This window comes from Tardiphaga sp. 813_E8_N1_3 (assembly GCF_051811025.1).
Taxonomy (GTDB): domain Bacteria; phylum Pseudomonadota; class Alphaproteobacteria; order Rhizobiales; family Xanthobacteraceae; genus Tardiphaga.
The window spans coordinates 5,009,723-5,032,836 of the sequence record NZ_JBPWQE010000001.1; the positions used below are offsets into that span (position 1 = coordinate 5,009,723).

13 protein-coding genes and 2 pseudogenes are annotated in these 23,114 nt (G+C 62.4%); 7 read left to right on the forward strand and 8 right to left on the reverse strand.

Annotated features, from left to right (window positions below):
- Positions 1-18 precede the first annotated feature (18 nt).
- The 4 genes from hpaH to AB8A33_RS23805 form a co-directional block, all read right to left on the reverse strand.
- The gene (hpaH, locus tag AB8A33_RS23790) at positions 19-828 is read right to left on the reverse strand and encodes a 2-oxo-hept-4-ene-1,7-dioate hydratase (protein WP_439096025.1); all 810 of its coding nucleotides are present in this window, start codon (positions 826-828) and stop codon (positions 19-21) included.
- The gene (locus AB8A33_RS23795; RefSeq protein ID WP_439095007.1) at positions 825-1,685 is read right to left on the reverse strand and encodes a fumarylacetoacetate hydrolase family protein; all 861 of its coding nucleotides are present in this window, start codon (positions 1,683-1,685) and stop codon (positions 825-827) included. Before AB8A33_RS23795 ends, hpaH begins: the two co-directional genes overlap by 4 nt.
- Before the next feature lie 90 nt (positions 1,686-1,775).
- Entirely contained in the window at positions 1,776-2,384 is a 609-nt protein-coding gene (locus AB8A33_RS23800; RefSeq protein WP_439095008.1) for a flavin reductase family protein, read from the reverse strand.
- Positions 2,385-2,387: 3 nt separating this feature from the next.
- Positions 2,388-3,353 (reverse strand): Bug family tripartite tricarboxylate transporter substrate binding protein, encoded by a 966-nt coding sequence (locus tag AB8A33_RS23805; protein ID WP_439095009.1) that lies wholly within the window; start codon positions 3,351-3,353, stop codon positions 2,388-2,390.
- A gap of 147 nt (positions 3,354-3,500) precedes the next feature.
- Between AB8A33_RS23805 and AB8A33_RS23810 the strand changes: the two genes are divergently transcribed.
- From AB8A33_RS23810 to AB8A33_RS23825, 4 genes are all read left to right on the forward strand, one after another.
- A complete protein-coding gene (locus AB8A33_RS23810; protein WP_439095010.1) occupies positions 3,501-4,277 on the forward strand; it encodes an IclR family transcriptional regulator in 777 nt (258 codons plus the stop codon).
- 388 nt (positions 4,278-4,665) lie between these two features.
- Positions 4,666-9,492: an NAD-glutamate dehydrogenase gene (locus AB8A33_RS23815; RefSeq protein ID WP_439095011.1), complete on the forward strand. Its 4,827-nt coding sequence runs from the start codon at positions 4,666-4,668 to the stop codon at positions 9,490-9,492.
- A 76-nt stretch (positions 9,493-9,568) separates the two neighbouring features.
- Positions 9,569-9,889, forward strand: a complete 321-nt coding sequence (locus AB8A33_RS23820) for a hypothetical protein (protein WP_439095012.1) — start codon at positions 9,569-9,571, stop codon at positions 9,887-9,889.
- A 361-nt stretch (positions 9,890-10,250) separates the two neighbouring features.
- A complete protein-coding gene (locus tag AB8A33_RS23825; RefSeq protein ID WP_439095013.1) occupies positions 10,251-10,568 on the forward strand; it encodes a hypothetical protein in 318 nt (105 codons plus the stop codon).
- On the opposite strand, the gene AB8A33_RS23830 is transcribed toward AB8A33_RS23825, so the two are convergent.
- Positions 10,544-13,066: a caspase family protein gene (locus AB8A33_RS23830; protein ID WP_439095014.1), complete on the reverse strand. Its 2,523-nt coding sequence runs from the start codon at positions 13,064-13,066 to the stop codon at positions 10,544-10,546. The genes AB8A33_RS23825 and AB8A33_RS23830 overlap by 25 nt on opposite strands.
- A 419-nt stretch (positions 13,067-13,485) precedes the next feature.
- A pseudogene (locus AB8A33_RS23835) lies at positions 13,486-14,074 on the reverse strand (IS5 family transposase).
- 329 nt (positions 14,075-14,403) lie between these two features.
- On the opposite strand from AB8A33_RS23835, the gene AB8A33_RS23840 reads away from it, so the two are divergent.
- Positions 14,404-18,219 carry an autotransporter outer membrane beta-barrel domain-containing protein gene (locus tag AB8A33_RS23840; protein WP_439095015.1) on the forward strand — a complete coding sequence of 1,272 codons (3,816 nt, stop codon included), beginning with the start codon at positions 14,404-14,406 and terminating at the stop codon, positions 18,217-18,219.
- On the forward strand, positions 18,219-18,416 hold the full coding sequence (locus AB8A33_RS23845; RefSeq protein ID WP_439095016.1) for a hypothetical protein: 198 nt from the start codon (positions 18,219-18,221) through the stop codon (positions 18,414-18,416). Before AB8A33_RS23840 ends, AB8A33_RS23845 begins: the two co-directional genes overlap by 1 nt.
- Before the next feature lie 81 nt (positions 18,417-18,497).
- Here the strand turns inward: AB8A33_RS23845 and AB8A33_RS23850 are convergent, their stop codons facing one another.
- The gene (locus AB8A33_RS23850; RefSeq protein WP_439095017.1) at positions 18,498-19,178 is read right to left on the reverse strand and encodes a peroxiredoxin-like family protein; all 681 of its coding nucleotides are present in this window, start codon (positions 19,176-19,178) and stop codon (positions 18,498-18,500) included.
- A gap of 20 nt (positions 19,179-19,198) precedes the next feature.
- Positions 19,199-22,522 (reverse strand): adenylate/guanylate cyclase domain-containing protein, encoded by a 3,324-nt coding sequence (locus AB8A33_RS23855; protein ID WP_439095018.1) that lies wholly within the window; start codon positions 22,520-22,522, stop codon positions 19,199-19,201.
- A gap of 196 nt (positions 22,523-22,718) precedes the next feature.
- On the opposite strand from AB8A33_RS23855, the pseudogene AB8A33_RS23860 reads away from it, so the two are divergent.
- Positions 22,719-22,964: pseudogene (locus AB8A33_RS23860) on the forward strand (autotransporter outer membrane beta-barrel domain-containing protein); the annotation flags it as partial.
- Positions 22,965-23,114 lie beyond the last annotated feature (150 nt).

The window sequence follows — 23,114 nt, forward strand, 5'->3', positions numbered from 1 at the left end:
ACAGTCTCCGGATAACGGTCAGACGAATTGGCACGACACCGAGCCATACGGCCCGTAATCGGCATGTATCGTATCGCCGCGGCTGACCTCGATCGGACGCGTGAAGGATCCGGCAAGCACCACCTCGCCGGCAGCGAGATATGCGTCGTGCGGCGCTAGGCGATTGGCGAGCCACGCGATGCCGTTTGCCGGATGGTTCAGCACGCCGGCAGCAACCCCGGTCTCTTCGATCTGGCCATTCCGGAACAACAGCGCGCTGACCCAGCGCAGATCGACATCCAGCGGACGGAATGGGCGACCGCCGACCACAAGCGCGGCATTCGCTGCGTTGTCGGAGATCGTGTCCACCACCGTGCGGGGCTTCTTGGTTTGCGGATGCACGCGGTGCATGCGCGTTTCCAGGATCTCGAGCGCCGGTGTGACGTAGTCTGTCGCATTCAGCACGTCGAAGATCGTGCAATCCGGCCCGCGCAGATCGGTCTTGAGCACGAAGGCCAGTTCGACCTCGACGCGCGGCGCGAAGAACCGCTCATAAGGGATGGTGCCCGCATCCTGATAGAACATGTCGGCGAACAACACGCCATAGTCCGGCTCGGAGATGCTGACCGCATTCTGCATCGCCTTCGAGGTCAGGCCGATCTTGTGGCCTTTGATTACCCGCCCGCGTTCGAGCTGCAGCGCCGTCCAGGTCCGCTGGATCGCATAGGCATCCTCGATGGTGAGATCGGGATAGTCGGCGGTGAACATGGTGATGAGCGTCTTGGTCCGCTCCGCTTCGTCGAGGCGATGCGCCAGCGTATCGATGACCGTCTGATCGAGCACCGTTATTTCTCCTCTGTGACGACGTTGCGAAGAATGCCGATCTGCCTGGACTCGACCTCGACGACATCGCCTGGCTTGAGCCAACGCGGCGGCGTGAAGCGGGCGCCGGCGCCGGTTGGTGTTCCGGTTGCGATCATGTCGCCGGGCTTCAAGGTGGCGAAGGTCGACAGATAGGAAATCAGGTAGTCGAAGGTGAACATCAACCGCTCGGTCGAGTCGTTCTGACGCTCCTCTCCATTCACCCGCGTGACGATATCGTGGGTCCCCTGCGGATCGCATTCGTCGGCCGTGACGATCCACGGCCCGACGCTGCCGGACCGGTCGAAATTCTTGCCCTGGGTGACGTTGAACTTGCCGTGGTGCAGCCAATCCCGCACCGAGCCTTCGTTGCAGAGCGTCATGCCGAAGATGTGCGACCACGCATTCTTGCGCGTGATGTGACGGCCTTCCTTGCCGATGACAATCACGAGCTCGCCTTCGTAGTCGAGCTGCTCGGAGATCTTCGGCTTTTCGATCGGCTGATCGGAGCCCACCACCGATGACGGGTTACGGACGAACAGACTCGGATATTTCGGCAGATCCGAGTTGTCCTTGTATTCGGCGTTGCGGTCCTTGTAGTTGACCCCAATGCACCACAGCTTCTCCGGCGCCGGGATCGGCGGCAGCAAGACCAGGTCCGACAGTCGATGATCGGGCTTGCGGCCGGCGCTCACCTGCTTCGCCTTCGCCAGCCCGTTGCCCGCGATCAGGCTGCGCAGATCGGGAAACTCCGATCCAAGCGATGCGCTGAGATCGATGACGCCGTCATCGGCCACCACGCCATAGTGGCTGTTTCCGCCGGTCAAATAGCTGCATAGTTTCATGAGGGCCTCTTGAACAATTCACTGGATCGATTGCCGCCGGATCGCGATGCCGGAGCGGTTGCTCGCGTTGCGCCCGCAGCGTTGTTCCAATTACTTCGATGTCTGGAATACGGACTTCAACGTGACGATCTCGCCTAGCCGCGCGTAACGCGGACCGGCAATGCGGGCGATCGGATCAAGGTTCTCGGTCTCGATCTTGCCGTTGGCGAGCAGATCGTCCTTGATGTGAAATGCGACCACTTCGCCGACGATCAACCGGCTGCGGGTATCGCCGAATTCGAGGCATTGCCGAAATCGGCATTCCATCGCGATAGGCGCCGCCGTCAGCCGCGGCACCGCGATATGATCGCTGGGAGTCGTCTCGAGACCGAGGACTTCGACCTCGCTCACCTCCGGCGGATGTTCGGCGGAGCTTTCGTGCACCGCCGACATCAACGGCGAATCCGCGATGTGAATGACGTATTCTTCGCGATCCAGGATGTTGCGCGCCGTGTCCTTGTAGACGCCTGATTTGCGGCCGACGCTGATTGCCAGCATCGGCGGCTTGGGCGAGACGAAGGTGAAAGCACTGAAAGGCGCAAGGTTGACAGTACCTGCCTGCGACATGCTGGTCACCCATGCGATCGGTCGCGGGACGACGATGCCGGTGAGCAGACGATAGGCTTTCTCGGCGCCAAGTTCAGCGGGATCGATCTTCATTCGTCAATCCGCCTTCACGTTGGCCTTGCGCACGACCGGAATCCACTTGGCGTCCTCACGATCGAGATAGGCTCTGAACTCACCTGGCGTCATCGGGAGCGCTTCGGCGCCAAGCTTTTCGAACTTGTCGATCACGCCGGGCTCTTTGAGTATCTCAGTCAGCGCTTTGTTCAATTTATCGGCGATGGGAGCGGGGGTGCCCGCCGGAGCAAACAGCCCTGTGAAGGTCTGGCCGTCGAAATCCGGATAGCCGAGCTCGGCGAAAGTGGGCACGTCCGGAAGCGTCTTCAGCCGATGTGGGCTCGTGACCGCCAGGGCGCGCACCATTCCACTCTTGATATATTGAAGGCTGACCGACAGTTGATCGAATGCGAACTGAACCTGTCCGCCGAGAAGGTCATTGGTCGCGGGCGCGTTGCCGCGATAATGCGCCGTCACCCAACGAATCTCGAGTTTGGACTGCATAAGTTCGCTGAGCAGGTGATTGGTGGTGCCCGGCCCCGGGGAGGCCATCGTCAGCTTGCCCGGATCGCGCTTCGCGAGTTCGAGCAATTCGGCGAACGACGTAGCCTTCACGGAAGGATGAACCTCGAGCACCAGCGGCGTCATCGAGATGCTTGAGATCGGCAGGAAGTCGCGCTTCCAGTTGTAGGCGTCACGCTTGTTGATTTCGGGAGCAAAGAGAACCGGACCATTGGCGCCGACCATGAGCGTGTAGCCATCATTCGGCGCTTTCGCCAGCGCTTCTCCAGCGATCATGCCGCCAGCGCCCGACTTGTTTTCGATCACGAAGGGCTGGCCCAATTTCTCTTGCAGCCGATCCGCGACGATGCGCGCCGCGCTATCGACATTACCGCCGGCCGGATAGGGCACGATCAGTTTGACAATGCGCGCGGGCCATTCCTGGGCCGTCGCCGCGCCATTAACCAGCGTCACAACAATGGCTGCAGCGATCCATAGCGACCTCATCATTTCCTCCCGCCAGATGCGGCTTTCACGCCGCTGACCGTATATTCGACGCCGATTGGGACCAGCGCTCTTGCGGCGAACCATTGGTTCAACCGCTTTACTTGTCGATGCCAATGTGCGGTTATTGTCCACATTATGGACAACGGAATGCCGACAACGCTCGACCCGGAGCCGCGACAAGGCGCGCAGGCGATCCGGCGCGCGCTCTTCCTCCTGCGCGTGCTTGCAGCCGGCGGTGAGAGCGGATTGCCGTTGAAAGAAGTCGTCCAAGCGACGCGTCTATCGCGCCCGACCGTACACCGGATCGTCCATGTCCTGATGGAGGAGGGGCTCGTCGAGCGCCACGAGCGCTCGGGTCGCTATGCAATCGGCACGCAGGTCCCTGAATTGGCACTCGCTCGCCCATCGCGCTCGCCATTGCTCGCAGCGGCGGACGACATTTTGCGCGAAACGTCGCAACGGGTCGGCGATACACTGTTTCTAACGGTGCGCACCGGCAACGACACGTTATGCGTAGATAGGAGAATTGGCTCATATCCGATTCAGGTACTCTCGATCGCCGTCGGTGCACGGCGGCCGCTCGGCGTCAGCAGCGCAGGGGTCGCCATCCTGGCCGCGTTACCGGCTCAAGAGTCACGCAGGATCGCTGCGACGAATGAACCTCGTTTCGCGGGATATCGGACCGACCGGCAGACCGTGCTGTCAGAAATCGCCGACGCCCGGCGCAGGGGCTATGGCGTGCGCGAAGTCGGGTTGGTCCAGGGCACGAAATCGATTTCGACCTGGATCAAGACAGCCGATGGCGATCCGGCGGCGGCCCTCACCATATCGGCCGTTCGAACACGGCTCGGCCCGCGACGCGAGCAGGAAGTTGTCGAAACGCTTCTGAAGGCAGCTTACGAGATCGAGCAGAAAATCCGGTAAGCAGGCACGCGTCGTCGCCCAATCCAGGGCAAAGGTCCGTTTGCGATATAAGCAGCGATTGAACAGCCAATCGACGGCCGGCTGTTCTCATCTGAACGGAAAAGTCTGGCGCGCCATTCAGGACACAACCACAAACTCATACACGATTGAAATTGCTTGAGATTTCGTAAAATACGCGATGGCGCGAGGCTCGTCGACATCGATTCCGGCCTCAAGATACACCTCACAACTCCGCGCGCCACGGCGGCTCCGGGGTGCTAGTATCGTCGAGGCCGCACGACCGAAGATTTCACCTGTGCGATTGAATCGCGCTCGGGAAACAATGGCGCACGAAGAGATGCACTCCAAAAACAACGGCCGACCGTAATTGCGGTGAGTCGGCTGGGACGTGGAGGACGCTATGGCGTGGCGTGACGACAAGGCCCGGGCAACTCTGATCCGCGACGCGGCGGGAAGCGTGCAGTCGGGCAAGGCCCCCCGAACCTTTGCCGAGCTTATGTTCGGCTACACCAATGTCGAGGACCTCGCCAGTTACGATGCCTCCTCGCTTGCCTTCCTGGCGGAGCAAGCCTGGGAGCATGTACAGCGACGCACGGCGGGTCGTGCCGATATCCGCGTCGTCAATCCGATGATGCCGGACGGGCGCGAGATGTCCGTGCTCGAAATTCTCAACGACGATATGCCTTTCCTGTTCGATTCCATCATGGCGGAGCTCGCCGAGCAGGGCATCGAAGTCACCCTCGTCGCTCACCCCATCATCGCGGTGGAGCGCGATGATCAAGGCAAACTCCTGCACTTCCACGGTGAAGCACTGCCGGAAGGGGCAAAGGGCGCGCGCGAGAGCCTGATTCACCTCCACATCACCCGCCTCGACGCCGACGCTGACCGCGAGAGGCTGATTGACGGCCTCAGCAGGACGTTGAGCGACGTGCGCGCCTGCGTCGTGGACTGGCGCGTCATGCGTGACCGGGTCGAGAACGCGATCAAGACTTTCTCTTCCAATCCGCCGCCGCTGCCGATCGACGAGGTCGCCGAGGCCAACCAGTTCCTGCAATGGCTTTGCGCAGACAATTTCACCTTTCTCGGCGTGCGCGAATATCGCTTCTCGCCCGATAGCGATGCGTCGGACGACATCACGACCACTGAGGGCCTCGGCATCCTCCGCGATCCCGATGTAAAGGTCCTGCGCCGCGGCGGCGAAATGGTGGTGATGACGTCGGAAATTCGCGAGTTCATGCGCGAGCCGACCCTACTCATCGTCATCAAGGCCAATGTGAGTAGCCGCGTTCATCGCCGCATCCGGATGGATTATATCGGAATCAAGCTCTATGCGCCCGACGGCCGGCTCGAGGGTGAACTACGAGTCGTCGGCCTGTTCACCTCAGGCGCCTATACGCGCTCGGTACGACAGATCCCCTATGTTCGCCACAAGGTATCGCGGGTGCTCCAGCGCGCCGGCTTCGACCCGAACAGCCATTCGGGCAAGGCGCTGATGCATATCCTCGAGGAATATCCGCGAGACGAACTATTCCAGGTCGACGTCGACACCCTCTTCAATTTCATCATGGAGATCCTGATCCTCTATGAGCGCCCCCGCGTCCGGGCGCTCGCTCGGGTCGACAAGTTCGATCGCTTCGTCTCCATCCTCGTCTTCATTCCGCGCGACAAATACGACACTGATGTGCGCATGCGCGTCGGCGCCTTCCTGTCGCAGATCTACAAAGGGATGCTGGCGGCCTCCTACGCCTCTTTCCCCGAAGGAGCATTGGCGCGCGTTCACTACATCATCGGACGCTATGAAGGTAAGACTCCTGCCGTCGAGCGCGCCACACTGGAAGCCGGGATCAACGCCATTGCCGCGACCTGGGCCGACAAGCTGAAGGCCGCGCTGACTGCGTCTACCGATGGCATGCGGGCGCGCATGCTCGCCAATCGCTATGCCCAGGCCTTTACCGGCGGCTATACCGAGGTTTCCACGGCAGAACAGGCGATAGCCGATATCGCCACCATCGAAAGGCTCACGCCAACCCGCCCGGTGACGATTTCGGTTCATCGCTTTGAGGGCGAGGACGATCCCAGACGCTTCGGCCTCAAGGTGTTCTCGGATGCCGCGCCGCTGTCGCTGTCCTATCGCGTGCCGGTGATCGAAAATCACGGCCTGCGCGTGGTCGATGAACGTACCTATCAGATCGTGCCCGGTGCCAGGCCGGAGCCGGTGTGGCTGCACGACATGACGATCGAGACCAGCGACGGCCAGCCGATCGAGATCAACCCGGAATTCAACCATCGGCTCGAAGCCTCGATCATGGCGGTGGTCGGTGATCGAGCTGAATCCGACGGATATAACGGGCTGATCCTGCGCACGGCCTTGGGCTGGCGCGAAGTCTCGACCATCCGGGCGCTGTCCCGCTATTTGCACCAGATCCGCGCACCGTTCAGCCAGGATTATATGTGGGAGACTCTGCGCAAGAACGCAGCGATCACCGCCAACCTCGTCGCGCTGTTCCAGACCCGCCTCGATCCACGCCTCACCCTTACTGATTCCGAGCGCTCGGCCCAGGAGACCACCCTCCTTGCCGATATCGAGGAGCAGCTCAAATCTGTCGCATCGCTCGACGAAGACCGCATCCTCCGCCGTTTCACCAATCTGGCACAGTCCACCATCCGCACCAATTTGTGGCAGGTCGGCGAGGACGGACATCCGCGTCCGGTGATCTCCTTCAAGTTCGACGCGCGCGGAATCGAGGACCTGCCGGCCCCACGACCGCTCTACGAGATTTTCGTCTATTCGCCCCGCGTCGAAGGCATTCACCTGCGCTTCGGCAAGGTTGCGCGTGGCGGACTACGGTGGTCCGATCGGCCGCAGGATTTCCGCACCGAGATCCTCGGCCTCGTCAAAGCCCAGCAGGTCAAGAACGCCGTGATCGTGCCGGTCGGCGCCAAAGGCGGCTTCGTGCCCAAGCGCCTGCCCCCACTCTCCAGCCGCGACGCGTGGCTCGCGGAAGGCACCGAAGCCTATCGCATCTTCGTTCGCTCGCTGCTCGAACTCACCGACAATCTCGACGGTGACGACCTCCTCCCACCCGACTCGACCGTGCGGCATGATGGCGACGATCCTTATCTGGTCGTCGCCGCCGACAAGGGCACCGCCACCTTCTCCGACATCGCCAACGCGATTTCGGCCGAGAAGAACCATTGGCTCGGCGATGCCTTCGCCTCCGGCGGCAGCCAGGGCTACGATCACAAGAAGATGGGGATTACAGCGCGAGGCGCCTGGGAGGCGGTCAAACGCCACTTCCGCGAGCTCGGCACCGACATTCAGACCATGCCTTTCACCGTGGTGGGCGTCGGCGACATGTCCGGCGACGTCTTCGGCAATGGCATGCTGCTCTCGCCGGCGACGAAACTCGTTGCGGCATTCGATCACCGCGACATCTTCATCGATCCCTCCCCCGATCCGGCGATCAGCTACGCCGAACGCAAGCGCCTGTTCGACATGCCGCGATCGAGCTGGCAGGACTACAACAAATCGCTGATCTCGCAAGGCGGCGGCGTGTTCTCGCGCACCCTCAAGGCGATTCCACTCGCACCCGAAGTGCGCACCCTGCTCGATCTCGACAAGCCTCAGGCAACGCCCTTCGAGGTGATGACGGCGATCCTGAAGGCGCGCGCGGACCTACTGTGGTTTGGCGGAATCGGCACCTATATCCGGGCATCGGTGGAGAGCGACGATCAGGCCGGCGACCGCGCCAATGATCCGATCCGCATCACCGGGACCGGCGTTCGCGCCAGGGTGATCGGCGAAGGCGCCAATCTCGGCGTCACCCAGCGCGGCCGCATCGAAGCGGCGCAGACGGGCGTCAAGCTCAACACCGACGCGATCGACAATTCGGCCGGCGTGAATACGTCCGACGTCGAGGTCAATATCAAGATCGCATTGGCGCGCCCCGAGCGCGAGGGACGCCTCAGCCCCGCTGACCGTAACACTCTGCTCGCCGCGATGACCGACGACGTCGGTGCGCTGGTCTTGCGCAACAACTATCTGCAAACGCTCGCGCTCTCGCTCGCCGAACGCAAGGGCGTGGCCGAGACCGGCTTCCTCACTCGCCTGATGCAGTCGCTCGAGCAGCGCGGCCTGCTCAGCCGCGCAGTCGAATTCCTGCCCGACGACGCTGCGATCACCGAGCGCACACGGCGCGGGCAGTCCCTGACACGGCCCGAACTTGCCGTGTTGCTCGCCTACGCCAAACTGACGCTCTACGACGACCTGCTCGGCACCAGCGTGCCGGACGATCCTTATCTCGCCCGCGAGCTCTCCGGGTATTTTCCGGGCCAGGTTCAGGACAGATTCCCGACAGCGGTAGAGTTCCATCGTCTCCGACGCGAAATCATCGCGACCAGCCTCGTCAATACGGTCATCAACCGCGGCGGCCCGGCGTGTATCGTGCGCCTGATCGACGAAACCGATGCCGATATCCCCACCATCGTCATGGCCTATGTGGCGGTGGATGAATCCTACGGGCTCAAGTGGCTAAATGATGCGATCGATGCGCTCGACGCCTGCATCGAAGGGCAGTTGCAATTGTCCCTCTATGAGGCGGTCCAGGACCTTCTCCTTTCCCGCATGGTCTGGTACGTGCGCAACATTAATTTCAAGGACGGCCTCGAGGCGGTGATCGCACGTTTCGGCCCGGGTATCCGCGAGATCAGGGCCTCTCTCGACAACACCCTGCCACCGGACTTGCAGGCCGCGCGCGGCAAGCGCCGGCAGGAGCTGACCGATGCCGGCGTCCCGTCCGGCCTCGCCGGCGAACTGGCCGATCTCGACACCCTGGTCTCGGCGCCAGATATCGTGACGGTCGCCGAGCGCACCAGCCGCAGCATCGGCGATGCCGCCGCGACGTTCTTTGCCGCCGAGGCCAGTTTCCGTCTCGACCGCATCATCGCCGCCGCGCGCAGCGTGCCGGCCAGCGATCGTTTCGAACGCCTCGCCATCGACCGCGCCGTCGACCTGATCGCGTCGGCCGAAAGAGGCCTCGCCGCGGATATGCTGGCAACCGGCCAATCGGGCCAGCAGGCTGCGGAAACCTGGCTTGCAGCTCATCCCGAGGCGACGCGGATCCGCCGCGCAGTCGAGGAGATTGCTGCTGGCGGCCTGACGCTCGCCAAGCTGATGGTGGCGGCAAACCTGTTGGGGGACTTGGTCAAAGGCTGAGGCGTGCGAGGCAGCGATGTGAAACTCTAAAGAGCAACGCTAGCGCAGGTTGTTAGCCAGCAAACGGAGGAACCCAATGATCCACGCTACTTGCCATACCGCTGATAATGTCCGCTGCATCGAGTTCGATGCCACACCTTGGTTCAGCGAGGCCAACGCTCCGAGCATCATCGATTTGGCCCAACGAGGATGGGCCAGTACAGCGATTGCAGATTCCCTCGAGCGCCGACGAGGATACGAACGGTTGCACGACCTCATTGAGTATGCGGCGAAGCGACTGCAACCGGAATCCCTGGAGGACCCCACCTGGGAAACCTTCGAGTGCGTCGTCGATGGACCCGAGGCCGTAGCTTGGCTCAAGAAAAACCGGCCCGACGTTGTGGCAAGGATCCCGTAAGCTACGGGAAGCGCAGCGATGGCGACGATGATTGGCGGCATCACTATCGGGCCAAGTTAGCAGCGAGTCCTTACAGTGCCCGAAAATGGGCATTTTCAAACCGCCCTTCGAAATCACGGTCCAGGCAACAGCACGCATGATCGACGTCCGCCAACTATCTAAATGAGCAATACCCGAGTTGAACTGCACTACCTATGTCGTCAATTTGGCATGATCTGATGACTCAGTTTTCGTCAGCTTCCGATCAAGCCTAAGCGCACAAATGTTCGCGCGATGCCAAGATGCGATCGAGCACACCAGGAGTAGAAGGCGAGCGATCGAAGATCGTCCGCTATATCCAGGGCCCGGCGTCGAGCTGTTGTTGTCTGTCGTAAAGCTGATGGTGCTCGTGATTATCGCGGCGCGATCGACAGCCGATGGCATTACGATGAAAGACGTTGGTGTTCAAAAGCGCAAAGCCATCACCGGGCGGAGCGAACCGGAGTTGACGCTTGCACCACAGAGCGGCAACGCGCCCGATCCACGTCTCGTCGAATTCGTGCGTCTACTGGCTCGCCATGCAGCGCGGCGGTGGTACGAACAAGCCGACAAGGAGCAAGGTCTGAACCGCTCCCGACTCTACCGGAAACGGTATCATGAAGGTCGCGCTCTTCCTTATCTCGGCGGAGGGCAAGGCTGACCGTTTGGAAGCACGCATCTGGCAGCTGGTGGTGCCGGACGTGCAGCAGGCGGTGGCGGCGGTGCCGGACGCGCAGCAGGTGGCGGCGGTGGTGCCGGACGTGCAACAGGTGGTGGCGGTGGTGCCGGACGCGCAGCAGGTGGCGGCGGCGGTGCCGGACGCGCAGCAGGTGGCGGCGGCGGTGCCGGACGCGCAGCAGGTGGCGGCGGCGGTGCCGGACGCGCAGCAGGTGGCGGCGGCGGTGCCGGACGCGCAGCAGGCGGCGTGGCAGCCGGCTTCGTAGCCGAATTCGGAGCTGCTGGCACCGCGGGTGCAGGCCCAGGAGTTTGGGACGATTTTGCGCCGACGGGCGGAGAAGCCTTCGGAGATGTGACAGGTGGAAGCGGCTGACCGTTGGTTCCTGGTAGCGCCGATCCCGGCTTGTTCGCACCCGGAGCTACAGGGGCTGCTGGCACTGGTGTCGCAGCCGGCGAAGATTTCGCACCGGAAGCTGGTGACGCGCCTGGAGCTGCGCCGGGGATAGGCGGAAGCGGCTGACCGTTCGATCCCGGTAGAGTCTGTCCCGGCGGCTTGCTGATTGCATTTGGAGTCAAAGGCGCTGCCGAGGCCGGCGGCGTCCCCGGTTTTACAGCTGTCAACGGGGGCGTACCGGGCGCGACATTTGTAGGTGACGTCGGAGCCGGACCTGTTGTCGCTGGTGCGGACTTTGTACCAGCCGGCGGCAGTGCACTGGGAACTGGCTTGCCGTCGGGGCCGACGGCGCCTGGCGGCGGCGTTGGCCCTGTTGCTGGCGTGGACTGCGCCTGAGACGGCGCCGGCTGCGCTGGAACAACAGGTTTGGGCGTCTGTACGGGTGGAGGGTTAGGCGCGAGCGCAGCCTTGGTCGCGACCGAAGGCGGCAACGAAGGCGCCAGAAGCGCGGCAGCTCCTGCACCCGCAACTCCCGCAGCGATGACGCCGCCCACTCGTGATGAGGGCACCGGCGCCTGTCCCACGCCTTGCACTGGAGCAGCGGGCGGAGGCGCAAGGGTTTGGGCCTGCCCGCTGGGATTGGTGATCGTCACCACATTCGTCGTATTGTTGACGACGACGGTGTTGTGAATGTTGTTGTAGATGATGTTGCTCGGCGGAGGTGCCACATACTCAGGTGGCCGCACCCATACGGGAACGGGCGAGTAGTCCGGGACCGGAAGAATGAACGCATAGACCGGCGGCGGTGGTGGCGGCAGATCGACAAAATAGACCGGACGCGGCGGCAGGAAGATGATCGGCGGCGGAGGCGGCGGAGCAAATCCGAAATCGGGATCGTCGAACATCAAAACCGGGCGCTCGACGTAGATTACTTCCTCTGGCGGCGGCGGCGGCACGTCATATGCGATGACCGAAAACTGCGGCGGCGGTTCAAAGGCTGCTGAAAGATAGGCAAGCCGGCGACGGGCATCATCCGCGTGCGCGCCCCGCGGGTAGCGGCGAAGATAGGACCAGTAAGCGGGTGGCGTGTTGACACCCCGCGTTCGGCGCCAGGTGATCGCCTCGCGGCGCGCTGCGACGATCGCACGAACCCGCCGCGCCATCGGATCATTGGGATAGGCAGCGAGGAAGGCCTCATAATCCTCCAGCGTGTCACGGTCCACGGCGGCCAGGTAGGCTTCCTGCGAGCTGAAATCGCGAAGCGGTCTTGAGCGAATCGCGGAGGTTTGCTCGCGCGAAACCGCAGGCGGAGGTGCGTCGGGCGCGCGCTCGAAGAAATAGAATGGCGCCTCTAACTTCGACGCATTCCACGGGACTTCCGCGCCCTTGGTTGTTTCGTTGACGCGGAGCCGAATGCGGCTGAAGAGATCTTCCACGCGCAGCCCGCCTTCACGCATCATTTCGGCAAGCGCCTGGGCATATGCCGAATAGGGGCCGGCCTCAGAGGGGGCCACCGTACCCGGTGCCGAATTGAAGGCGATAAACATGCCTTGTTCGGGCTCGACGAGCGCCAGTCCGCCGGTCAGCGGCGCGCCGGTCTTGGCGAAGGGATTAGCTCGCGCGATATCGAGCACCACCATGCTTGCCTTCAATTTCAACGCGGCAAGCGGCGCCATATAGTCGGATAACCGAAGCGCTTCCGCCGATATATTGACGTCGCGAGCGATCCTGGCATCGACCGGCACGAAATAGTTCTCGCCTTCAAGCTGCAATCCATACCCGCCAAGATAGATGAAGGCGACAGTCTCCGGTCCAGAGGACGATGCCTTGTCCAGGAACTCCCGGAACGTCCGACGCAGCGAATCCTGATCCAGATCTCGTGCCCCGGTGACGTCGAAGCCGGCAGCTTGAAGTGTTTGTGCAATCAAGCCGGCATCGTTCGCGGGGGTCGGCAGGGCACCTGCCTGATAGTTCGCATTGCCAATCACCAGAGCGATGCGCCGTTCGGACGGCGCGGCGTTCGATGTGCTTCCACCGACCAGCATGAGTGCCAACAGAAAAGCAGCGAACTTCGAGATCGATGTCATGACCATCCCGCCAAATCTTTGGGTCCAGCGTTACACATAAATTCAACAGCGTTGAACGAATTCTGAATGGAACGGGTCGGAATTAAGGCGCTACCAAAGAGCATGAGGAGGGCAACAGGATACGTTAACCACTGATTGTTCCCCTCGTCGGTATGGTCAGCAGGCGAATAAACCTCAGCGAGGTATCCACCAGTGTCACGTCAGCAATTGTTATCAAAGTTCGAACCCGCGGTTGGCACTTCGGTGCCCTTTTTCAGCGACGACGAGTGTGTTCAGAAACTTGCAATGCTGATGGAGCACAGGGACAGCAGGAGCCTTGGCGAAATTGCTGCATTGATTAGCCGTTTAGCCGTTCCAATAGAATAATTGCCGGCGAAGCATATATGGTAGTAACAGATTGCCTCACGGCTGCACTTGATTTAGGGCGTGGACTCATTGGCGCGTAGCCAAATCCGGATTGATGCGAGCTTGATGAACGCCAGATAGTTGGCTGCGAGTTTGTCGTACCGGGTCGCGACAGGCCGACATTGCTTGATCTTGTTGAAGAACCGTTCGATCAAGTTCCGCGCACGATACAAATACGGGCTGAAGCAGATCGGGTCTTTACGATTTCGTTTTGGCGGAACGTTCGCCCATGCTCCTTGCTGGCGGGCAGACTCCCTGATCCAGTCCGCGTTGCTGGTGTACGCGCACGACGGAGGTATCGATCATCTGCACCGCCGCGTCATGACCGGCGGCCAACGCATCCATGATCCGGTCCCACACGCCAGCCCGCCGCCAACGAACGAAGCGATTGTAACAAGTGGTGCGGGGACCATAGGTCTCCGGCAGGTCGCGCCATGGCGCACCTGAACGGAGGACCCAAAAGATGCCAATGAGCACGCGACGGTCATTTACACGCTGAACGCCACGCGGCTTGTTCGGCAGCATCGGTTTGATGGCCGTCCATTCATAATCGCTGAGTTCGTAGCGTATGATTCGGGGCTCCAGTTTCGGAGCTTGAACCATGTCCGCGGTGATACCATCAAGCCGCATTGGCCCTGCGAGGCGCCGCTAACTGGTTCGACCCGGTCGCGAATGACCTGCAACGGACCTCGCCTCTTTAGCCAACTGGTGACGTCCATATCCAGTGCGTGTTCCTCCTGTGATATTAATGACGCAGTCGGCCGAATATGGCGGCGAGCCTTGTCGGATGACCGATATTGGTTGGACTCCGCGATGTTTTCCCCCGCTAACCTGCTTGCACAGAACCCCGCTTAACGGGTCCACGCACGACGGGCGCCGCAAAGGCGCAACGGAATTTCAGACGTCGCTATTTGGGCTGCGGGGAGATTTTTTTGTCTTATTTTGTGGCGTCTGAAGGCGCGCTGGAAACCGGTGCGGCCATTGGTGCGCGCAAGCGATCGCATAGCCGTTTGGCGGCGCTGACCTTGGCCGCGTCGTCCCGTCGCCTGCTGGGCACCAGCTCCATGGCGGCGCTCGGACTGGTCCTGGCAACATCGACGCCATCGCGCGCCACCGACTGGACCGGCGGCACCTCAACCGACTGGTTCATCGGCACCAACTGGTCGGCCGGCGTTCCAACCAGCGCGGTCGACGCGATTATCGACACCGTCGCGCCCAATGCCACAGTGGTCGGAGCGGCCGGCGCGCAGGCGAATGTTCTCTGGCTCGGCGTTTCCGGTACTGGCACGCTGACGATCCAGAACGGCGGCGCGGTGAGCAGCTCCGCCGGCGTTCTCGGCTTCGCTGCCGGCTCGACCGGCACCGCGACGGTCGATGGCGCCGGCTCGTCCTGGACCAATTCCGGCAACCTCTTTCTCGGCAATGGCGGCACCGGTACGCTGACGATCCGGAACGGCGGCGCGGTGAGCAACGGCACCAGCTTTATCGGCTACCGTGTCGGCTCGACCGGCACCGCGACGGTTGATGGCGTCGGCTCGTCCTGGGCCAATTCCACTAACCTCTTTGTCGGCTATTACGGCACCGGCACGCTGACGATCCAGAACGGCGGCGCGGTGAGCAACATCGACGGCGTTCTCGGCAACAATGTCGGCTCGACCGGCACCGCGACGGTTGATGGCGCCGGCTCGGCCTGGACCAATTCCGGCAATTTCTTTGTCGGCAATTCCGGCACCGGCACGCTGACGATCCAGAACGGCGGCGCGGTGAGCAACATCGTCGGCGTTCTCGGCTTCAATGCGGGCTCGACCGGCACCGCGACGGTTGATGGCGCCGGCTCGGCCTGGAGCAATTCCGGCGATCTCCGGGTTGGCGATTCCGGCACCGGCACGCTGATGATCCAGAACGGCGGCGCGGTGAGCAACGTCATCGGCTGGATCGGCAACAATGTCGGCTCGACCGGCACCGCGACGGTCGATGGCGCCGGCTCGTCCTGGACCAATTCCGGCTCCCTTTATGTCGGTAATGGCGGCGCCGGCACGTTGACGATCCAGAACGGCGGCACGGTGAGCAACGGCGGCATCGGCTCTCTCGGCTACAATTCAGGTTCAACCGGCACCGCGACAGTTGATGGCGCCAGCTCCACCTGGACCAATTCCGGCTCCCTTTATGTCGGCAATGCCGGCGCCGGCGCGTTGACGATTCAGAACGGCGGCGCGGTGAGCAACGTCACCGGCTATCTCGGCGTCGTTGCCGGCTCGACCGGCACCGCGACGGTCGATGGCGTCGGCTCGTCCTGGACCAATTCCAGCGATCTCAATATCGGCTATGGCGGCACCGGCACGGTGACGATCCGGAACGGCGGCGTGGTGAGCAACGTCACCGGCTTCCTCGGCATCAATGCCGGCTCGACCGGCACCGCGACGGTCGATGGCATCGGCTCGTCCTGGACCAGTTCCGGCGACCTCTATGTCGGCCGTTCCGGCACCGGCACGCTGACGATCCGGAACGGCGGCGCGGTGAGCAGCTCCGGCGTCGCCTTTATCGGCGAACTTGCCGGCTCGACCGGCACCGTAACGGTTGATGGCGCCGGGTCGTCCTTCACCAATTCCGGCCTCATTATCGGCTCTTTCGGCACCGGCACGCTGACGATCCAGAACGGCGGCACGGTGAGCAGCGCCGCCGGCTATGTCGGCAGCAATAACCTCTCGACCGGCACCGTGACGGTTGATGGCGCCGGGTCGTCCTGGACCAGTTCCGGCACGCTCTATGTCGGCAATTCCGGCACCGGCACGCTGACGATCGCCAATGGCGGCATCGTCTCGACGGCTTCGGGCATGCAGATCGCCACTTCGGCCGGCTCGACCGGCACGCTCAATATCGGCGCCGCCTCCGGTCTGGCCGCGGCCGCGCCCGGCGCGCTGACCACACCCTCGGTCGTGTTCGGGGCAGGCACCGGCCGCATCGTCTTCAACCACACCGCCTCGAACTACAACTTCGCCCCGATTATCTCCGGCGCGGGGGCGGTGACGGTGGAGAACGGCACCACGATCCTGACCACGACCAACACCTATAGCGGGGCCACCACGGTCAATGGCGGCACGCTGGCGGTCAATGGCTCCATCGCCAGTTCGGCGGTGACGGCGAACAATGGCGGCACGCTCGGCGGCAACGGCACCGTCGGCGGTGTTACCATCAACGGCGGCGGCGTGCTCGCGCCCGGCAATTCGATCGGCACGCTGACGGTCGGCGGCAATCTGGCGTTCGGCGCCGGCGGCATCTACCGCGTCGAGGTCTCGCCATCGGCCGCCGATCGCGCCAATGTCACGGGCATCGCGAGCCTGACCGGCGGCACCGTGCAGACGGTCTTCCAGCCGGGCAGCTATGTCAGCAAGAGCTACACCATCCTGTCGGCGGCCGGCGGCCTCGGCGGCACCACCTTCAGCGGCGTGAGCGGCAGCATGCCCGCTTTCAACGTCGGCCTGAGCTACACGTCGACCGACGTGGTGTTAAACCTCTTGGCGTCGCTCGGCGCCGGCACCTCGCTGCCGGGCAATGCGCAGACCGTCGCATCCACGCTCAACAACTTCTTCAACAATAGCGGCGCGCTGCCGCCAGCCTTTGTCGCGCTGTTTGGTCTCACCGGCAGCAATCTCTCATCCGTGCTGTCACAGGTATCGGGCGAGACCGCCACCGGCTCGCAGCAGACGACCTTCAGTGCGATGAACCAGTTCATGGGCGTGATGACCGATCCCTTCATCGACGGTCGCGGCGATCCGGTTTCAGCGGGATCATCCGCGGGCGCATCGGCCTATGCCTCACCGGACATGCCGCGCTCCGGTGCGGCGCGCGACGCCTATGCGATGTTCACCAAGGCGCCCGTCATGGCCGATCCGTTCGCGCAGCGCTGGAGCGTGTGGGCGGCAGGCTATGGCGGCTCGCAGACCACGAACGGCAACGTGACACTCGGCTCCAACAACACGACCAGCCGCATCGCAGGCATCGCGGTCGGCGCCGACTACCGTATCTCGCCGAATACGCTGGCAGGCTTTGCGCTGGCGGGTGGTGGTACGACCTTCAGCACCGTCAATGGCGGCTCTGGCCGATCCGATATGTTCCAGGCCGGCGCCTTCGTCCGGCACAATGCGGGTGCGGCGTATCTCTCCGGCGCGCTGGCCTATGGCTGGCAGGACATCACCACCAATCGCACGGTGACGGTGGCCGGCATCGATCAGTTGCGCGCGCAGTTCAACGCCAATGCCTTCTCGGGTCGCGTCGAAGGCGGCTATCGCTTTGTCAGCCCGTGGATGGGCGGCGTCGGCATCACGCCTTATGCCGCAGGACAGTTCACCACCTTCGATCTGCCGGCCTATGCCGAGCAGGCGGTAACCGGCATCAACACCTTTGCGCTGGCCTACGCATCAAAGAGCGTCACCGATACGCGCAGCGAACTCGGGCTGCGCAGCGACAAATCATATGCGATGCCGGACGGCATCGTCACGCTGCGGGGGCGCCTGGCATGGGCGCATGGTTTCAACCCCGGCCGCAATATCGGTGCGACGTTCCAGACATTGCCGGGCGCATCCTTTGTCGTTGGCGGCGCCGCGCAGGCCAGCGACTCCGCGCTCGTCACCGCCTCCGTCGAAAAGAAATGGCTGAACGGCTGGTCCGTCGCCAGCACCTTCGAGGGCGAGTTCTCTCAGCTCACCAAGAGCTACGCCGGCAAGGGCGTGGTGCGGTATGCGTGGTGATGCGAAATCGTGTCCACATTCAGTTCGACGATGAGCCGGAAGGCTTGGGACGCGACGACCATCGCGCCTTCACCGACAAGAACGTCGTGTGGTCTCTTTCGCTATGCATCAAGGTCCTGCGGCACCTCGGCGTGCCATTTCCACGGCCAGCAGAACTCAGCGTGTTCGCGCACGACCTTTCGATTCCGACGGCTTAAACTTTTACAGCCTGGAGCGGCAGAGAATCGAAAGACGCGACCGCCCGCGGCAGAATTGCACGTCGAAACGCGCTATGATACTTAGCCTGCAACCTGGGAGGCGGCCGACATCAGCTCTCGGGGGGTCGGAGCCCCAAACATGCGACGGCCATCCTCGGGAACTTCGGTAAAGCTCCAGCGCACGATACCCTCGCGATCAAGCAGGAATTGGCCAAAGAGTTGGCCATGGCCAGTTGCCTTCATGTGCTCGTCGGCTTCGGTCATTTCGTAGCCGTCCTTATTGTTGAGGAGATCAGCCGCAGCCATCGGATTCATCGGCTCGGGCAGCTCGCCCGGCATGTCTATCCGCATTGTCATCACGGCGTTCATCCCCATCTTGTGCGGCCACTCGGTTTCGCTCTCTGTGAACTCGAGATTGGGCAAGCCAAACGCGCGGTGCGAGACGCGCTCGGGGTCGGACGCGGCGAGGAGATTGGGCAAAGGATGGTAACGGAAATAGAGCCGCGCACGCTCGATAGGCGTGTTGACCACCACGAGACTCTCGACGCCTTTCTCGCGCAGGGCTGGGTCAAGTTGCGCCTGGGCCGCGAGATGGCGCCGGCAGAACGGGCAATGCAGGCCTCGAAACAAGCCGACCAATACTGGGCTGTGGCCGCGAAAGTCATCAAGCGCGATCTTGCCGTCGCGTGTGATCGCATCCAGCACAATGTTCGGTGCGCGGTCGCCCGGGTGGAGTAGCCCATCGACATGACGTTCGGACATGATCAACCTCCTCTACTTTGCTAATCAAGAAATGGCAGTACGACCAGCGCTTCGGGATCAAGCCCGTGCCGGGCGCAGACATCGTGCGCCAGAGCAAAATACCGCTCGGCCTCAGACATGTCGCCTCGATCGAGGTTCAGCGTCGCGAGACCATCATAGCATGGAAAGAGCTGCTGTGGCTCGCCCGTTTCCCGCGCCACCTCAATGGCCTCATTGTAGTAGCGGACCGCAAGTTCCGGCTGGCCATGGCATTGATGAATCTGCCCGAGCACAATCAATGGCACTGCGAGATGTTCTCGCTGATCGAGTGCACGGTCGAGTTCGATCGCCTTTTCGGCGGCCGGCACGCCTTCGTCGGCACACCTGTCCGTGAAGGTGCAACAGGCGACAGCAAGGTTGGCAAGAAGACGCGCCTGAAAGCCGAAATCGCCGATCCGGCGTGCGACATCAAGGCCGCGTCGGCATACCTCCATGGCTTGCGCCGGATCAACCATCGTGTAGAGCACACTAAGATTCGTGTAACCGCGACAGGCTGCGCTAAGGAGACCAGCGGTTTCGGCGACTGCGACGCTACGTTCCACCTCGCACACGGCCTCCCGGCTTCGGCCCAGCCGCGCCAGTGCAACCCCTTTGGTATTGAGCGCCTCTGCAGTAGCGCGAGCCGCCTCAAGCCCGGCTTGTATATCTACGTCCGTCGGCACGGATTGAGCGTAACCCAGCGCATCGTCTGCCCATCTCGCAGCCGCGGCGTGATCGCCCGTGCGAAACGCGAGGTGGCCGCGCTCTTGCAAGAGATGCGCCCACTCGATCGGCGCGTCCGTTCCTTCAAGCAGCGCAGCCGCCTCGGCGTAATGCGCCTCCGCCTTGGTTCGTTTGCCAGCGTCCCACATCAATCGACCAAGTTTGCGTAGTATCCGCGCTGCGGCGGCGCAGTCCCCGGCCGCGCGATGGGTCTCCAACACCGTCTCGTAGTGTTCGTCGGCCGTGTCACGCCGGCCAGCAGCTCCACAAAGGTCGGCAATTCGCTCGTACAGCACAAGCCGTTCCGGTCCTTGATCGCCAGAGGTCAATAAGACGGCCAGTGCCTGCTGATAGAGGCGGATAGCGTCATCGTTGGCGTAGATCGCGCGCGCTCGATCACCTGCTGCGCTCAGGTAATGTGCGCCCTTCGGCTTGCTCGCACTGAGGCTGAAATGATGTCCCAGCAGTGTAAGGTCTTCGAGCCGCTCGGGATCATCCCCGCACAACCGCTCTAGGGCAGTACCGATCCGCCCATGCATCTCAATACGCCGTTGCAGAAGGAGGTTTTGGTAGATCACATCCTGAAGCAGGGTTTGCGTGAAACGATAGGATTGCAGCGAAATCGAGCTCGCCCCCGCGATCTCCTCGACGATCTCGGCGTCGCACAGCAGTTCAAGCCCTGCCTCTACTTTCACCGGGTCAGTCGCCGTGGCACCGAGAAGAGCAGCATCAAAGCGTGGGCCGATGACCGCTGCCTCCTGAGCCAACCGACGCACGTCGTGTGGCAGTCGGTCCACTCGCGCGAGCAACAAGGCCTGAATGCTCGCCGGGATGTCAGCGGCCGCTTCATCGAACTTGATCTGCCAATGCGAGCCGTCACGCGCTAAAACGCCAGCTTCGATAAGACCGCGTATGATTTCTTCAACGAACAGCGGATTGCCGCTCGCGCGTTCAAGAATTCGATTGAACAGATTGCCGGATGATCCATTCCAACCGTCACCGAAGAACGCCGCGAGCAGCTTTTGTCCGTCGGCGATGCCAAGGGGTGCCAGCCGCAGTGTGGTATGGCTAATTCGACTTGAGTCGAGCTGGTCCATTTCAAGTGTCGGCCGGTGTGTGAACAATAGCATCAGCCGCCCGCGCTCCAGCCGATCCATCACGAACCGCAGCGCCTCAAGCGATACGGCGTCGGCCCAGTGCAGGTCCTCGACAATGATCAGGAGGGGCGATAGGGCCAGACGCCGTTCGAAGACGGTGCGGATCGCGAAAAAAATCTGCCGTCGAAGCTGTTCCGGTTCAACGTGCTGCAGGACGTCGTCGGGGTCGCCGAGACCAAGAACATAAAAATAGAGGGGCATCAGCCGCTCGACCTCTTCGGCCGCCATGCCAAGCCCCGACAACGCTTCGGCCAGCTTGGCTTGCGCCTCTGCCGCCGAAGCCTTGTGCGCGATGCCGTAGGCGCTGCGCAGCACTGCGGCAAGAGTACCGTAGGATTGCTCGCCCAGCGGCGAGCAAGCGGCCCGCCGGATCGCCACGCCTGCGAAGCGATCCTCATCGCGAGCGCGGGTAACGAATTCATCCACCAGGCGCGATTTTCCGATGCCGGCTTCGCCAACCAGCCGCATCAGCTGGGCAGCTCCGCCACACGCCAGATCAAGGCACCCCATCATACGGGCGATCTCCGCGTCGCGTCCGATCAGCGGCGCGCTAAGGCCCAGTATTTCGAGTCCTCGTGCCGCACGCGGTGTGTCGAGCGGCCCCCTGAGACGATGTACCAGGACGCTGCCAACCTTGCCGCGAAGCGCAACGTCGCCAAGTGATTCATACGAGAATGCATGCCGCGTGAGGCGGTAGGTGAGCGGCCCCACCAGCACTTCGCCCGGGGCTGCCATCGATTGCAATCGCTGAGCGGTATTCACCGTGTCACCGGTCACTGAATAGGATTTGGCAGCGCCCGCACCAAGTCCCCCCGCAACCACGTGCCCGGTGTTGATACCGATATGGAGCATGAGCGGCGAACCTGCGTATGCCTTCAAACGTTCTCCCAGGTGCGCCGTTCGCTTGATCATGTCGAGGGCCGCGCGGAGCGCCCGCTCAGGGTCGTCTTCGTGCGCGGCCGGCGCACCAAACAGTGCGAGCAGCGCATCGCCGATGAATTTGTCCACGAAGCCGCCAAAATTTTGCACCGCTGCCGTTAATTCCTCAAACAATTCGTTCTGAAGGGTCTGCATGACTTCCGGGTCGAGCCGCTCGCTCATCGTGGTAAAGCCACTGAGATCCGCAAACAGCACGGTAATGGTGCGGCGGTTCGCTTCGGTATCGACCTTGTGGGGTGTCCGCCGAGATGCTCGCTCGATCTCGATAACCGGGCTCGGCGTGAGCGCTGGTCGATCGGGCCCTACCGGAATCGTCGGTGATGACGCCTCCCGTCGGTCGCCGGCATTAGAGGCGTCATCGACGTGGGCGCCACATTTCGGGCAATACGTAAAATCGGGTGCGCATACATAGCCGCAACTGGGGCACGAGTTCGGCTGCTTTGCACCGCACTTCGGGCAGAAAGCAAAGCCGCTCTGAACCTCGAAACCGCAACGGGAGCAGGTCATGGATCAAGACCTCGCGGGAGTCGCGATGGCGCGATCTGATCTTGGACCTCACCGAATGGGCCCTAGATCCTTGGTAAGAATGGCCTCACAGCGTCGGAAGAGCAAGCGGGGGTTCTAGTATGGACGACGAGGATCATAGATGCGGTGGAGTTCGTTCTTGCGATCCTGCCTGTTGGCAGATGCGGGTTCGGCGAAGCGCGATCGCTTCGCCGGGGCGCATGAGTTCAACCCCGACCGCAGCGTTGCCGCCACATTCCAGTCCGTGCCCGGTGCGTCGTTCGTCGTCAACGGCGCACAGCAGGCCAGCGATGCCGCATTGACCACCGCCTCCGCCGAGATGAAGTGGCGCAACGGCTTCTCACTCGCCGCAATCTTCGAAGGCGAGTTCTCCGACGTCACCCGCAGCTACGCAGGCAAGGGCGGCGCGCGTTATCAGTGGTAAACGGCAAGCTTACTGCCGCTCATTCTGCGAACGGGGCACTAAGTGGCCCTTTGGCAAGAAGGTCACCAATGCTCCTCCGCTTCTGGATTGAGCCACAGACCTCTCGCGATCATCCATCCAACACTAAGAGGTAATACAGGTTAGTTCTGT

Excerpts from the sequence above, each read along its gene's own strand:
- AB8A33_RS23810 (WP_439095010.1), top strand. The coding sequence starts at position 3,501 with ATGCCGACAACGCTCGACCCGGAGCCGCGACAAGGCGCGCAGGCGATC.
- AB8A33_RS23830 (WP_439095014.1), bottom strand. The coding sequence starts at position 13,066 with ATGACATCGATCTCGAAGTTCGCTGCTTTTCTGTTGGCACTCATGCTG.
- AB8A33_RS23855 (WP_439095018.1), bottom strand. The coding sequence starts at position 22,522 with ATGACCTGCTCCCGTTGCGGTTTCGAGGTTCAGAGCGGCTTTGCTTTC.
- AB8A33_RS23845 (WP_439095016.1), top strand. The coding sequence starts at position 18,219 with ATGCGAAATCGTGTCCACATTCAGTTCGACGATGAGCCGGAAGGCTTG.
- AB8A33_RS23805 (WP_439095009.1), bottom strand. The coding sequence starts at position 3,353 with ATGAGGTCGCTATGGATCGCTGCAGCCATTGTTGTGACGCTGGTTAAT.
- AB8A33_RS23850 (WP_439095017.1), bottom strand. The coding sequence starts at position 19,178 with ATGTCCGAACGTCATGTCGATGGGCTACTCCACCCGGGCGACCGCGCA.
- AB8A33_RS23820 (WP_439095012.1), top strand. The coding sequence starts at position 9,569 with ATGATCCACGCTACTTGCCATACCGCTGATAATGTCCGCTGCATCGAG.
- AB8A33_RS23795 (WP_439095007.1), bottom strand. The coding sequence starts at position 1,685 with ATGAAACTATGCAGCTATTTGACCGGCGGAAACAGCCACTATGGCGTG.
- AB8A33_RS23800 (WP_439095008.1), bottom strand. The coding sequence starts at position 2,384 with ATGAAGATCGATCCCGCTGAACTTGGCGCCGAGAAAGCCTATCGTCTG.